Origin of the sequence: Stenotrophomonas sp. NPDC077420, assembly GCF_044543385.1 — a bacterium.
GTDB lineage: Bacteria > Pseudomonadota > Gammaproteobacteria > Xanthomonadales > Xanthomonadaceae > Stenotrophomonas.
On record NZ_JBITVZ010000026.1, the window covers coordinates 16,610 to 30,093 of the forward strand.

At 67.7% G+C, this 13,484-nt stretch carries 10 protein-coding genes; all 10 read right to left on the minus strand.

Annotated elements, in window-relative coordinates; all coding sequences use genetic code 11:
• Window positions 1-58 precede the first annotated feature (58 nt).
• The 10 genes from ACIGII_RS18435 to ACIGII_RS18480 all read right to left on the minus strand — a co-directional run bounded on the left by ACIGII_RS18435 (window position 59) and on the right by ACIGII_RS18480 (window position 13,415).
• Window positions 59-466 carry a hypothetical protein gene (locus ACIGII_RS18435; protein WP_049436410.1) on the minus strand — a complete coding sequence of 136 codons (408 nt, stop codon included), beginning with the start codon at window positions 464-466 and terminating at the stop codon, window positions 59-61.
• Window positions 463-2,850: a cation-translocating P-type ATPase gene (locus ACIGII_RS18440; protein WP_049404642.1), complete on the minus strand. Its 2,388-nt coding sequence runs from the start codon at window positions 2,848-2,850 to the stop codon at window positions 463-465. Before ACIGII_RS18440 ends, ACIGII_RS18435 begins: the two co-directional genes overlap by 4 nt.
• Entirely contained in the window at window positions 2,847-3,512 is a 666-nt protein-coding gene (locus ACIGII_RS18445; RefSeq protein ID WP_017357195.1) for an isoprenylcysteine carboxylmethyltransferase family protein, read from the minus strand. The genes ACIGII_RS18440 and ACIGII_RS18445 overlap by 4 nt, the downstream gene beginning before the upstream one ends.
• A gap of 1 nt (window position 3,513) precedes the next feature.
• Window positions 3,514-3,828, minus strand: a complete 315-nt coding sequence (locus tag ACIGII_RS18450) for a DUF2933 domain-containing protein (protein WP_065427866.1) — start codon at window positions 3,826-3,828, stop codon at window positions 3,514-3,516.
• A complete protein-coding gene (locus tag ACIGII_RS18455; RefSeq protein WP_017357196.1) occupies window positions 3,825-4,337 on the minus strand; it encodes a MerR family transcriptional regulator in 513 nt (170 codons plus the stop codon). Before ACIGII_RS18455 ends, ACIGII_RS18450 begins: the two co-directional genes overlap by 4 nt.
• 172 nt (window positions 4,338-4,509) lie before the next feature.
• Window positions 4,510-7,659 (minus strand): efflux RND transporter permease subunit, encoded by a 3,150-nt coding sequence (locus ACIGII_RS18460; protein ID WP_049404640.1) that lies wholly within the window; start codon window positions 7,657-7,659, stop codon window positions 4,510-4,512.
• A 1-nt stretch (window position 7,660) separates the two neighbouring features.
• On the minus strand, window positions 7,661-9,073 hold the full coding sequence (locus tag ACIGII_RS18465) for an efflux RND transporter periplasmic adaptor subunit (protein ID WP_017357198.1): 1,413 nt from the start codon (window positions 9,071-9,073) through the stop codon (window positions 7,661-7,663).
• The gene (locus ACIGII_RS18470) at window positions 9,070-10,392 is read right to left on the minus strand and encodes a TolC family protein (protein ID WP_239503521.1); all 1,323 of its coding nucleotides are present in this window, start codon (window positions 10,390-10,392) and stop codon (window positions 9,070-9,072) included. Before ACIGII_RS18470 ends, ACIGII_RS18465 begins: the two co-directional genes overlap by 4 nt.
• A gap of 129 nt (window positions 10,393-10,521) precedes the next feature.
• The gene (locus ACIGII_RS18475; protein WP_049404632.1) at window positions 10,522-10,944 is read right to left on the minus strand and encodes a hypothetical protein; all 423 of its coding nucleotides are present in this window, start codon (window positions 10,942-10,944) and stop codon (window positions 10,522-10,524) included.
• 44 nt (window positions 10,945-10,988) lie between these two features.
• Window positions 10,989-13,415, minus strand: a complete 2,427-nt coding sequence (locus ACIGII_RS18480; RefSeq protein WP_154352391.1) for a heavy metal translocating P-type ATPase — start codon at window positions 13,413-13,415, stop codon at window positions 10,989-10,991.
• Window positions 13,416-13,484 lie beyond the last annotated feature (69 nt).

Genomic DNA, 13,484 nt, shown 5'->3' on the forward strand with positions numbered 1-13,484 from the left:
AAGTGATTGCGGAGGGCATGGCGAGGGCCGAGGCGCATCTGCATCGCCCGCGCGCCTGTCAGGGGCGGATCAGCTCCACTGTGTCGTTGACCTTGGGGCTCCCGGAGATCACTTCAGCCTCCGCGTAGTGGCTGTCGAACAGTTCGACGATGCGCACTTGGCCAACGTTCTCGCGGCGGTAGCGTGGACCGCCGGCCCGCGAATGCCGGATACGGCGCTTGTGCCGGATCACGTCCAGCACCTGCCCGACCTGGGCACCGTCGGCCTGCCCGACACAGACCACAAGCGTTCCGTCCTGCTTTTCCAGCACCTGGCCGCGCATCAACACGTTGTGGCGGAACCCACCCTCGTTCGCGGAGACGACCCCCGGCAATGCGAACGCGAGCGCGAGGGCCAGTGCGGCGACCCAATGGCTGCGATTGGTACCTCGGGGTCTGGAATGGGCGACGTGTGTGACCGTATTCATGGTGTGGACTCCTTAGATGGGCTGCGAGGGGTGGCGGCATCCGCCAGTGGAAGGCGTTTGAGCAGCAACGCGTTGAGGGCGACGATCACCGAACTGCCCGACATCGACAGCGCGGCGATTTCTGGCGACAGCACGAACGGATAGAGCACACCGGCCGCCAGCGGAAAGGCCAGCACGTTGTAGCCCACGGCCCAGCCCAGATTCTGATGCATCTTGCGCAGAGTGGCGTGGGCGATGGTGGTCGCGCGAACGACGTCATAAGGGTCGCTGTGCATGAGCACGATGTCGGCACTCTCGATGGCGACGTCGGTGCCGGCGCCGATCGCGAACCCAACGTCGGCTTGGGTGAGCGCCGGTGCGTCGTTGATGCCGTCGCCCACCATGCCGACCTTGAGGCCCTGCGACTGCAGCTTGATGACCTCATCGGCCTTGCCGCCCGGCAGCACGTCGGCCAGCACGATGTCGATTCCCAGGTCCTGTGCCACGCGCTCGGCCGTGGGGCGGTTGTCGCCGGTGATCATCGCCACCTTGATGTTGCGCCGGTGCAATTCGTCGATGGCCGCGCGCGAGGTCTCCCGGATCGCGTCGGCAATCGCGAAGAAGCCTGCGAGCCGGTCACCCACCCCGGCATAGATCACCGTGCGACCGGCACCGGTGAGGCGCGCAGCCTCCGCTTCCAATACCGAGAGGTCGATGCCGTGCTCGACCATCAGGATCCGGTTGCCCAGCACCACCTGCACCCCGTCAACCACGCCGGTAGCGCCCTGGCCATCGATGTTGGTGAACGCGGTAGCGCGCTCGGCTACCGGACCGGCACGCTTCAGGATGGCCTGCGCCAGCGGGTGCTCGGAGTGCGCCTCGACCGCGGCGGCCGCGGCCAGCAACCGCTCCTGCGTCCAGCCCGGCGCGACCGCCATGTCGACCACCTCGGGGGCGCCGACCGTCAGGGTGCCGGTCTTGTCGAAGATCACCACGTCCAGGCGTGCGCTCTTCTCAATCGATTCGGCATGCTTGAAGAGGATGCCGTGTCGTGCCCCCAGGCCAGTGCCGATCATGATCGCCATCGGCGTGGCCAAACCGAGTGCATCGGGGCAGGCGATGACGAAGACGGTGATCGTCAGCGTGAGCGCGAACAGCAGCGGCTGTCCCAGCCACCAGAACCAGACCGCGAAGGTCAGCAGCCCGATCACGATCGCAGCCAGCACCAGCCATTGCGAGGCGCGGTCGGCGAGCAGCTGCGCGGGCGCCTTGGAGTTCTGCGCGGTCTGGACCAGCTTGATGATCTGCGCCAGTGCCGTGTCGCTGCCGATCTTGGTGGCGGTGTAGGCGAATGCGCCGCTCTTGTTGATCGATCCGCCGACGACGGACTCTCCGGGATCCTTGCGCACCGGCATCGACTCGCCGGTCAGCATGGATTCGTCGACCTGAGAGCTGCCTTCCGTCACGATGCCATCGACCGGGATCTTCGCCCCGGGCCGCACGATCACGGTCTCGCCGACCAGCACTTCAGCGGTGGGAATGTCGAGCTCCTGCCCCTCGCGCCGGACGACCGCGCGGGGTGGGGACAGCTTCAGCAGCGCTTTCATGGCGTCCGAGGCGCCGGCGCGAGCCCGCATCTCGAGCCAGTGGCCAAGCAGGACGAAGGTCAGCAGGACGGCCGAGGCCTCGTAGAAGTTCGGCCCGTCGAAGAAGAACGTCGACGCGATGCTGAAACCGTAACCTGTGCCCACGCTCAGGAGCACCAGGACCGCCATGTCCAGCACACCCCGTCGCAGGGACCGGATCGCGGCGCTGAAGAATGGCCAGCCCGGATACAGCACGGCGCCGGTCGCCAGCAGGAACAACCAGACGTTCTCGCGCAGTCCGAACGGCACCGGCGGCGGCTCTATCAGCCCGCCCATGGGCGACCACACGAATACCGGGATCGCGAAGGCGAGGGCGACCAGGAAGCGGCGGCCCATGTCGCGCGCCGCGGCGTGCAGATCGCTGCCGTGGTTCATGCCCGCATGGGCGTCGTGGCCCCCGGCATCCGTGGCGTCATCGCCGTGGCCGGCGTGGGCGTCAGCGGGGCGCTCTGCGGCCAATTCCTGTCCGTGCCCGGCATGCGCAGCATGGGCGTGCGCGCCTGCGGCGGGGTCGGCATCGGGCATCGGCGCGTTGCATTGGAAGCCGCAGTCGCGGATCGCGGTGGCGACCGCGCCCGCCGACAGGCGGGCCGGGTCGTAGGACACCTGCAGGGTCGCGGTAGCGAAATTCGCGCTGGTGGCGTTGACTCCAGGCAGCGCGGCCACGGCCTTCTCCAGCGTGCGCGCGCAGCCGGCACTCACCATGTCGCCGATGGGCCAGGTGCGCGTGCGCACAGTGGGTTTGTGGACGTGCGTCATCGGGTTTCTCCTTGGGATGGAGCGGGGCCGCGCCGGCGTCGCGGGATGAAGGCCGGCACTTCCTGCATGTAGCGGACGTAGTCGTCGCCGAAGCGGCTCAAGCAGTCTTTTTCCTCACGACGCGCCAGGCGGGCATAGGCCCACACGAGCACTGGATAGCTGGCGAGCGTGAGCAGCGTGGGCCACTGCAGCAGGAAACCGGTCAGCACGAGCAGGAAGGCGACGTACTGCGGGTGACGCATGCGCGCATACACGCCCTCGCGGGCGAGCCGGCCTTCACGCTGTGCCCGATACAGCACCGGCCAGGCGGCCGACAGCAGCCAGAAGCCGCCGCCGATCAGGACGAAGCTTGCGATGTGGAATGGGCCGAAATGCGGGTTGGCGCGCCAGCCGAACCACATCTCGAGCAGATGGCCCGCGTCATGGCTCAGCCAGTCCACCTGCGGATAGTTGGCGCTGAGCCAGCCGCCCAGGACGTACAGCGTCAGCGGGAAGCCATACATTTCCGCGAACAGGGCCACGACGAAGGCGGAGAACATACCGAACCCACGCCAGTCCCAACGGGTCAGCGGTTTGTAGAAGCTCCAGGCGAAGAAGATGAAGAACGCGGCGTTGATGGCGGCGAGGAGCCAAAGACCGTAGCCGGAGTCGGGTGCCTGCATGTCAGTGCCCTCCGTTCGAGGTGTCGGACGTTTCGTCGTTCAGTGCCCGCTTGCTACGGCTCTCATGCTGGCCATGGGGTGTGTCGTCGGCATTGCCGTCGCGCCCATGACTTCCGGAACCTCCATGACCGCCATGCCCCTTGTGCATGAACACATGCATCAAGGGACATAGCAGCAGGATGGCCAGGGGCAACCAGCGAAGCGTCCCCCCAAGGTGGGCGCGGTGCTCGACGGCGAGATAGAACACGGCCAGCGCCAGGAAGATCCAGAAGACCCAGCGTCGGGAGCCTGAGGGGGCAGGACTGGAGGCTGTCATGGCAAATTCTCCTCTGTGGGGCGGCGTCCAAGAAGTCGCCGGGGGGTGGACTTGACGAACCCGCCGCCTTCAGCAGCGGCAACAGATTCGATCAATGCGCAGACGTCATCGCCAGTCGGAATGGAGTCCGGAAGCTCCGCCCAGGCGTGGATGGCACGCTCCATTCGTCCGTGCATGGCGAGCAGCCTGTCCAGTTGTTGGCGGGTGTCGTCGAGCCTGCGCCGAATGATGTCCCGCACAAGCGGACAGGGACTATGTCGCAGCAGGCTGTGGTGGATGATTTCCTCGATTTCCCCCAGCGTGAAGCCAAGGTGTTGCGCCGTGCGAATGAAGTGCAGGCGAAGGAGCTCCGAGGTGGAGAACAACTGGTAGCCGCCCTCGGTATGCGTGGCCGCTTGCAACAGACCGCGCCGCAGGTAGTTGCGCACCACATGCACCGTGACATCGCCCTGCCGTGCCAGCTGGCGGACCGTCATCAGCGGCAGCGTCACTTCTTCCTTGGTCGTCATCGGCTTGCTCCCGGCGAGGTGTTGATCAGGCTAGACCTGTGTCTCGCACACAGGTCAACCGGCCTTGCGGTGGGCGAAGCCAGTAACGCGCGAATTGGCCGTGGACGGACGGATGTTCGCGGCCACAGTTGCATGAGCCGTCGGTCCCTGCCTGCGTTGAACGGCCCCATCACTACTTCTCCTTGGGTAGTGCGGAGGAGGGGTGCGGCTTCCTGGCCAGCTGCCGCTGCTTGATCAGCGAGTACAGCGCCGGGATCACGACCAGGGTGAGGATGGTCGAAGACACCATGCCACCTACCATCGGCGCAGCGATTCGGCGCATGACTTCCGAGCCAGTACCGCTGCTCCACATGATGGGCAGCAGGCCCGCCATGATCGCGACCACGGTCATCATCTTCGGGCGCACGCGGTCGACCGCGCCTTCGATGATGGCCTCGCGCAGGTCCCGTGAATCCAGTGCCCGGCCTTCGGCCTGCCTCTGCGCGGCACGCGCTTCAAGTGCGTGGTCGAGGTAGATCAGCATCACCACGCCGGTTTCCGCGGCGACGCCGGCCAGCGCGATGAAGCCCACGATCACCGCGACGCTGGTGTTGTAGTCGAGCATCCACATCAGCCAGATGCCACCGACCAGTGCGAAGGGCACCGACAGCATCACGATCAGCGACTCGGTGACACGGCGGAAGTTGAGGTACAGCAGCAGGAAAATCAGCGCCAGCGTCACCGGAACGACGACACGCATCTTCTCCGCGGCACGTTGCATGTATTCGTACTGTCCACTCCAGGTCACGTAGTAGCCAGGCGGGAACTGCACCTGCTCGGTGACCGCTTCCTGCGCAGCCTTCACGTAGCGGCCGAGATCGCTCTCTCGGGTGTCGACGTAGATGTACGCCGCCAGCATCGCGTTCTCGGTGCGGATGCTCGGCGCACCCTTCCTGACCTCAATCCGCGCCAGTTCGCCCAGCGGCACCTGGGCGCCGCCGGGCACCGGCACAAGGACTTGGCTGCCTATCCGGTGCGGATCGTCGCGGAGTTCGCGGGGATAGCGCACGATCGCGCTGAAGCGTTCGCGGCCCTGGAGGATGGTGGTGACGATCTCGCCGCCCAGCGCGGCGGCCACCACGTTCTGCACCTCGCCCAGGGTGACGCCGTACTGGGCCAGGCTGCCAAGGTCGGGGGTGATGTCGAGGTAGTAGGCGCCGGTCAGGCGTTCGGCGAACGCGCTGGTCGTGCCCGGCACTTCGCGCACCACGGCTTCGATCTCGGTGGCCAGCGCGTCGAGTTGCTCAAGGTCCGTGCCGAAGAGTTTGATGCCCACGGGCGTGCGGATGCCGGTGGCCAGCATGTCGGTGCGCGCCTTGATCGGCATCGTCCAGGAGTTGGCGACGCCCGGGAACTTCAGCGCCGCGTCCATCTCGGCGATGAGCTTGTCGGTGGTCATGCCGTCCCGCCATTCGTCCTCGGGCTTGAGGTTGATGACGGTCTCGAACATCTCCAGCGGTGCGGGATCGGTGGCCGTCAGGGCACGGCCCGCCTTGCCGAACACCGACTCCACTTCCGGGAAGCCCTTGATGATCCGGTCCTGCTGCTGCAGCAGCTCCGAGGCCTTGGTCACCGACATGCCCGGAAGCGACGCGGGCATGTACAGCAGCGTGCCTTCGTTGAGGGTTGGCATGAACTCGCTGCCCAGCCGCGATGCAGGCCACAGGCTTGCAAACAGGGCGGCCAACGCAAACATGATTGTGGCCATGCGATGCCGCAGAACGACGTTGATCACCGGCCGATAGGCCGCAACCAGGAACCGGTTCACCGGATTCTTGTGCTCGGGCACGATCTTGCCGCGCACGAACAGCAGCATGAGTACCGGTACCAGCGTGATCGACAACAGCGCGCCACCGGCCATCGCGAAGGTCTTGGTGAAGGCCAGCGGCTTGAACAGGCGACCTTCCTGAGCCTCCAGGGCGAACACGGGCAGGAACGAAACGGTGATGATCATCAGGCTGAAGAACAGCGCCGGCCCGACCTCGCGACAGGCATCGATGATCAGCTGGGTCCGGCTGCGGGAGCCGTCGGAGCGCTCGATGTGCTTGTGCGCGTTCTCGATCATCACGATCGCCGCGTCGACCATCACGCCAATCGAGATCGCGATGCCGCCCAGGCTCATGATGTTGGAGTTCATGCCCAGCATGCGCATCGCGATCACCGCGATCAGCACGCCGACGGGCAGCATGACGATCGCGACCAGCGCGCTGCGCGCATGGAACAGGAATACCAGGCACACCAGTGCGACGATCAGGCTCTCCTCGAGCAGCGTCGTGCGTAGCGTCTTGATCGCGCGCACGATGAGATCGGAGCGGTCGTAGACCGCCTGGACGCTGACGCCCTCGGGGAGTCCACTCGCAAGCTGGGCGATCTTGTCCTTCACCCCCCCGATCACGGCCAGGGCGTTTTCGCCGAAGCGCGCAATGACGATCCCGCCCACAACGTCGCCTTCGCCGTCCAGGTCGACGATGCCACGGCGCTCATCGGGTACCAGTTCGACCCGGGCGACGTCGCCGATCAGCACCGGTGCGCCCCCTTCGGCGCGCAGAACCAGGCTCTCGATATCCTCGATACCGCGCAGGTAGCCGCGGCCCCGCACCATGTACTCGGTCTCGGCCATCTCGATCACGCGGCCGCCGACGTCGCGGTTGCTCTCGGCGATCACCTCGGACACGCGTGAAATCGGGATGTCGAACTCGCGCAGCCGGACCGGATCGACGGTGATCGAGTACTGGCGCACGAAGCCGCCGACGCTGGCGACCTCGGCCACGCCGGGCGCGGTGGTGAGCTGGTAACGCAGGTACCAGTCCTGCATCGCGCGCAGCTCGTCCAGCGAGTGGCGGTCGCTCTGCAGCACGTACTGGTAGACCCAGCCCACGCCGGACGCGTCGGGTCCCAGTGCCGGTGCCACGCCAGCCGGCAGGTTTTTCGACGCGACGTTGAGGTTCTCGAGCACGCGCGAGCGCGCCCAGTACAGGTCCGTGCCTTCTTCGAAGATGACGTAGATGAAGGAGGCGCCGAAGAACGAGAAGCCGCGGACGTCCTTCGACTTCGGCGTCGCGAGCAGGGCGCTGGTCAGCGGATAGGTGACCTGGTCCTCGACCACCTGGGGCGCCTGCCCCGGGTACTCCGTGAACACGATCACCTGCACGTCCGACAGATCCGGTTGTGCGTCCAGCGGCGTGTTCATCAGTGCGTAGATGCCACCGGCGACAATCGCCAGCGCCATCAGCAGCACCAGGAAGACGTTGCGCACCGACCATTCAACGAGACGGCCAAGCATGTCAGTGCCCCTCGTGGCCGGTGGGGGCGGGCGGAGTCTCTTCCGGGGTAGCCGGCATGGAATGACCGGCGTGCGGATCAGAGGCCTCGTCACCATGACCTGCGTGCGGGTCGGCGGCGTCCTCGCCGTGCCCGGCGTGTGGATCCTCAGCGGTGCCCGAAGGCGCGCCGTGTCCTGTGTGACCCTCAAGACCCTGGAGTGCCGACTGCAGGTTGCTTTCGGCGTCGATCAGGAAGTTGGCGGAGACCACGACCTGCTCGCCCTCGGTCAGGCCGTCGAGGATCTCGATGCGATCGCCGCCGCGCCGCCCCAGGCTGACATCGCGCGGTGCGAAGCGGCCAGGGCCGGTCTCGACCAGCACCACCTGGCGCGTGCCGCTGTCGAGCACGGCCGAGCGCGGAACGGTCAGGACCGGTCCAGCCCCCGGCTCCTCCAGCACCACCGTCCCATACAGCCCGGGCCGCAGGTCGCCAGCGGGGTTGGGCAGGGCGATGCGCACATCCACGGTGCGCGTCATCGCATCGATGACGGGCTGCACGAAGGTGACCTCGCCCTCGGCCACCTGGCCCGGCAGGGCCACGGTTTCAAAGCGGGCCGTTTGGCCGGGCTGGATACCCGCGGCCTGCGCCGCCGGCACCTTGGCGATCACCCACACCTTCGACAGGTCCGCCAGGCGCAGGATGGTTTCGCCGGGCTCGAAACGCGCGCCCTGGACCACCGGCTTCTCGATCACGACCGCGTCCGCGGGCGCGGTGAGCACCAGGCCCGTCTTGCCCATCTGCGCGTCACTGATTTCCCAGTTGCGCAGGCGGGTGCGGGCGGCATCGCGCAGGCGGACCATCGACGCCGCGCTCGCGGGATCGGACCCGGCCAGCCTGCGGGCGGTCTCGTCGGCCAGCCGGTATTCCTGCTGCGCCGCGGCCAGCTGCGGGCTGTAGACGGAGAGCAGCGGCTGCCCGGCGCTGACCCGCATGCCGGTCTGGTTCGCGTACAGCCGCTCCACCCAGCCTTCGAAGCGCGGGGCGATCGCGTACTGCCGGGTCTCGTCGACCTCGACCGTGCCGCTGGTGCGCACGGTAGCGGACAGGGCTCCGCGCTTGACCGCTTCGGTGCGCACGCCCAGCGCCTGCACCTTGTCCGGCGGCAGCACCACCGTGCCCGGTGCCGCCGGCGGTGCGTCGTCGGCATAGACCGGGACGTAGTCCATACCCATCGAATCCTTCTTCGGCACCGGCGACGTGTCCGCCAAGCCCATGGGATTGCGGTAATAGAGCACCTTGCGTTCTGCGGCCGGGCCGTCGATCGACGTGCCCGCGGTCGGGGAGTCGTTCGTGGCGCGGCCGGCAATCCAGCCGACGGCGAGGGCGGCGAGTGCAACGCCGATGGCGAGCGACAGGGTCTGGACACGGGTCATCGGATCTCTCCTTCGATGGCGCGCACGGCGGCGGCGCCCAACAGTTCGTCACGCAGTGCATCGACCCGTGCGAGGTCGGCGCCCTGCCATTCATTGAGTGCTTCCAGCAGCGTCCCGAAGTCGACTTCACCGACCTGGTAGCTGGCCAGGGCGGACTGCCAGGTGGCGTCGGCCTGCGGCAGCAGCGTGTTCTCGATCAGTCCGCGACGCTCGCGCGCGTTGGTCCACTGCGACCAGGCGGAAGCGCCGCGTTCCTCGACGGCCCGCAGCGTGGCGTCCCTGCGGGCAAGCGCTGCGTCTTCGAGCAGGCGCGATTCGCGCTCGCGCTCGCGGCGGGCACGCTGCTGGAACGGGATCTCGACCTCGAACATCAGCTCGGTGCTCTCGATGCCGTTGCCGAACTGCATCGCACCCACGCCCAGGGTGATGTCGGGAAAGCGGTTGCGACGCTGCAGTACCACGTTCGTGCGCGCCGCCTCGGCGCGAGCCTGCTGCGAGCGCACCGCGGGATGCGCATCGGCGTCATCCAGTGCCTCGGCAAGCGAGGCGCTGTGGACGGCGAGGCGCGGCGCCTCGTCGGGAGTCGCCAGCGGTGCATCGGACCGGCGCCCCAGCACCGCGTTCAAGGTGGCGGCCGCCTCCTGCTTGGTCGCGAGGCGTTCGATCCGCTCGCGCTGGAGGCTGGTCTGCTCGACCTGGGCGCGGATGGCATCCTGCTGCGCCGCGCGACCCAGGGCGTAGCGCACGCCGGCCATCTCTTCCACCTGGCGGAGCAGGGCGATGCGGCGATCAAGCACGGCCACGGCCTGGTCGGCATGCCAGTAGCGTGCGTAGGCCGCCTCGGCGTCGGCCAGCAAGTCGCGCGCAGTGGTGAGGCGATCGAGTCCGACCGCGACCGCGTCCTGGCTGGCCGCGGTCCGCGCCAGGGCGCGCTTGCCCCAAAGCGGGAGGCGCTGGCGCAGCGCGTAGTTGACCTCGCGCTCGGCACCGGCGGAGCGCCAGGGCTTGTCCGGATCGAGGCCGCGGAATCCAAGGGAAGCCGTCGGGTCGGGTAGGGCGCCCGCTGGCTGGATCCGTGCTTCGGCGGCCTGGGCCTCGAAGTCCATGGCCCGCAATTCCGGGTTGTGTTCCAGAACCCAGGCGCGGATCGACTCGAGGCTGTGCCCCGGGACGGGTTCGGTGGCGGTCACCGGCAGCGCCAGGGCCCACAAGGCGCCGGCAAGCACGCCGGCAAGAAGGTGCCGGAGCGGTGGCAGACGGCGGGACAGAGGGCGAGGGTGCAGGCGCCTGGCCGGCAGTCGGTCGAACGGGGATGCCATATCAGTGTCCTTGGGCCGACGCGACGCAGGTCGCTCGGACGAGGGCAGGAACACATGCCGTGACGCAGCCACGGCGCGAACGCACAGGACTGCGCCGCACAGACGTGCGGAGCAGTCAGCGTCCAGGCATCAGATCAGCAGGAGTGCCGCTGGATGGGCGGTAGGTCGGTGCCAGGCGGGTCTGGGCGGCGAATCCACCCATGTAGCCGTGACACCTGGCGCAGCATCCGCAATCGCGGCGATCGCAAGCCAGGAGAACCAGGCTTCGGCCAGCAGCGGCGGAATCGAAGGGATGCGCCCACTGTCCGCCGAGATGTCACCCTCGGTGCAGTGCGCGTCGCACACTGCCTTGCTCGCTGAGGGGAGCTCGGCATCGCAGCCGTGGCCATGGTCGTGTCGGGTGTCGGTGGCGGCAGCGACAAACGCCGCCGGCGTGACTGGGAGATCCAGGCAATCGCCATGGCCTGCGAGCGCGAACTGGGACCAGAGCAGGGCCACCATCGCGAGGAGGGCGGTGCGCTGGAACAAGTTCCGATGGCGGATGCGGACCATGGCGTGAGCTTACCTCTTACTGGAACCGATGCAATTGATCCAAGTCAATCCTTGGCCAGGCCCAGGGGCTGGCGCGGCACAGATGTGGTCGGCGAGGACGGTACGGCGGCCGACTTGGCAAGGCGAAGGGCGTTGGCCACCACCGACACCGAGCTCAAGCTCATCGCAAGCGCCGCGACCATCGGGCTCAGCAAGATCCCGAATGCGGGGTAGAGCACCCCGGCCGCGACCGGCACCCCCAGCGCGTTGTAGAGGAACGCGAAGGTGAGGTTCTGCTTCATGTTGGCCACGGTGGCCTGGGAGATCTTCCGGGCGCGCAGGATGCCCCGCAGGTCGCCCTTGACCAGGGTGATCTGGGCACTGGACATCGCGACGTCGGTGCCCGTGCCCATGGCGATGCCGACGTCGGCCGCGGCGAGCGCCGGGGCGTCGTTGATGCCGTCGCCCGCCATCGCCACCCGCCGGCCTTCGCGCTTGAGGCGCTGCACCAGCTCGGCCTTGTCCTCGGGGCGGACTTCGCCATGCACCTCGTCCAGGCCCAGCTCGGTGGCCACGGCCCGTGCGGTGGTGAGCCCGTCGCCGGTGGCCATGATGATGCGCAGCCCGGCGGCGTGGAGCTCGTTGATGGCCGCCGCGGCCGACGCCTTGATCGGGTCGGCAACCGCGACCAGCCCCGCCAGGCGCCCGTCCACGGCCAGGAACATGGCGCTCGCGCCCTCGCGGCGCATCCGCTCGGCCACGTCGACGTGCGCAGCGGGATTGGCGCCCAGGTCGTCCATGAGCGCGGTATTGCCCAGCGCAAGCGCATGGCCGGCCACGGACCCGCGCACACCCATGCCGGTCACCGAGTCGAAGTCCTCCACGCGGTCGAACTCGAAGTTCCGGCGTCGAGCCTCGGCGACGATGGCGTCGGCCAGCGGGTGCTCGCTGCCCTGGTCCAGGCTGGCGGCCAGGTGCAAGACCCGGTCGGCGTCGAAGCCCTCGAAGGCCACGACTTCCTTGAAGGCGGGGCGCCCCTCGGTGAGGGTGCCGGTCTTGTCGACGATCAGGGTGTCGATGCGGCGCATGTGCTCGATGGCCTCGGCGTCGCGGAACAGCACGCCCACCTGCGCCGCCTTGCCCGTGGCGACCATGATCGACATCGGCGTCGCCAGGCCCAGCGCGCAGGGGCAGGCGATGATCAGTACCGAGACCGCGTTGAGCACCGCAAAGGTCCAGGCCGGCTCCGGACCGAAGGAGCCCCAGATAAAGAAGGTGGCCACCGCGATCGCCAGCACCGCGAGCACGAACCAGTAGGCCGCGATATCGGCCATCCGCTGCATCGGCGCGCGGGAGCGCTGCGCCTGCGCGACCAGCTGCACGATCTGCGACAGCACGGTGTCGGAGCCCACCTTGGCGGCGCGGATCACCAGCGCGCCGGTGCCGTTCTGGGTCGCGCCGATGACCTGGTCGCCTGCGGTCTTCTCGACCGGAATCGGTTCACCCGTGAGCATCGACTCGTCGACGCTGGAGCGGCCTTCCACCACTTCGCCATCCACCGGCACCTTCTCGCCGGGACGCACGCGCAGGTGGTCGCCGACGTGGACGTGGGTCAGCGGGATGTCTTCCTCGGTGCCGTCGGCGTTGACCCGCCGGGCTTCCTTCGGCGCCAGGCCAAGCAGGCCCTTGATCGCCGCGGACGTTTTCGAGCGCGCCCGCAGTTCCAGCATCTGGCCGAGCAGGGTCAGCGAAACGATCACCGCCGCCGCCTCGTAGTACACCCCGACGCGCCCATGTTCGGTAAACGACGGTGGGAACAAGCCGGGTGCCAGCGTGGCGACCAGGCTGTAGCCAAAGGCGGCCGCAACGCCAATCCCGATGAGGGTGAACATGTTCGGGCTGCGGTTGCGGATCGACTGCACGCAGCGCTCGAAGAACGGCCAGCCGGCCCACAGCACGACTGGTGTGGTCAAGACCAGCTCGACCCAGGTCTGCACGTCGATCGACAACGGCAGGATCTGCACGTCGCCCAGCACGACACGCGGGAGGTACTGGCCGAACATGGCCAGCACGAGCGTCACCACAGTCAGCGGAAGCGTCCACCAGAACCGGCGCGAGAAGTCGCGAAGTTCCGGATTGTCATCGTCCTCCAGGCTCGGCATTTCCGGCTCCAGCGCCATGCCGCAGAAGGGACAGTTGCCTGGACCTTGTTGCCGGACTTCCGGGTGCATCGGGCAGGTGTAGATGGCGCGGGGCTGTGCCACCTCGGGTTCGTCCTGGGGCGTCAGATAGCGCTCCGGATCGGCCACGAACTTCGCGCGGCATCGCTCCGAGCAGAAGTGGAAAGGTGTGTCGGCGTGGGTCGCATGATGCTGCGTCGTGGCGGGATCGACCTGCATGCCACAGACCGGATCGGTGACCCGTCCATCCGCAGCCTCGACAGGGGCTGCGCCTGCAGAATGGTGATGGTCATGGGACGACGGTGAGTTCATGCCGATGCTCGCTTTAGTGGGGATGGACTGCCAAGGCAGTGTGCCATTGCGGGTTACACAGCTATTCGG